1 protein-coding gene is annotated in these 722 nt (G+C 21.5%); it reads left to right on the top strand.

Annotated elements, in window-relative coordinates:
* Positions 1–459: 459 nt before the first annotated feature.
* Complete coding sequence (locus B2X73_RS13735; RefSeq protein ID WP_135837047.1) at positions 460–651, top strand: cold-shock protein; 192 nt, start codon at positions 460–462, stop codon at positions 649–651.
* Positions 652–722: the final 71 nt, after the last annotated feature.

The raw sequence follows: 722 nt of genomic DNA, 5'->3' as shown, positions 1-722 counted from the left end.
AACATCCTTAGCTAATTCATATCATATAAATGTATTCAAATGGATTTTTCCTATAAAATTAGTCTAACAAAAAAATGTAAAGCAGTAACAGACTTTTATTTTATTTTTTTTTTGTCAAATTGTTATTTATCCAACTATTTACTTTACATTTGTATCGATATCAGAGATAAGATATTAATTAGTTACAAACTAAATTTTTTAGACATACCATTTTTTTATTTTTTTGGCAGCAAGCCTTTTACTTCTTAAAATAGTGTATTTTTTTACTTTTACTTTATACTTTTCAATATATTCAATTTCAAATTGATTTTTAATCTCAAGTATTTCACGTTAATTATCACGCGTTAAGTTGATTAATTTATTGAGAATAATAAACTATTTCTTTTTTTAGAATAGAAATAGTTCCTTTATGTATAATTATAGAAATTTTTTATTATTCTCTTTTTTAAAAAAAATATTATGCAAGAAGGTACAGTTAAGTTTTTTAACGATACAAAAGGTTTTGGTTTCATTACAATTAAAGAAACAGGAAATGAAATTTTCGTTCATACATCAAATTTAATTGATGATATTAGAGAAAATGATAAAGTTTCGTTTAAAGTAGAACAAGGGCAAAAAGGTCTTATGGCTACTAACGTTAGACGTATGTAATTAAACTTTAATAATAATATAGTAACGTAAACATCTAAATGTTTTTAAACTAAAATATTATTTAAAACATC

The organism is Empedobacter sp. UBA7252 (assembly GCF_002472765.1).
GTDB classification, from domain to species: domain Bacteria; phylum Bacteroidota; class Bacteroidia; order Flavobacteriales; family Weeksellaceae; genus Empedobacter; species Empedobacter falsenii_B.
This window is presented reverse-complemented; position numbering and strand designations above follow the sequence as displayed.

Bases quoted from the DNA above. Each gene is read 5' to 3' on its own strand.
- B2X73_RS13735 (WP_135837047.1), top strand. From the start codon at position 460: ATGCAAGAAGGTACAGTTAAGTTTTTTAACGATACAAAAGGTTTTGGT.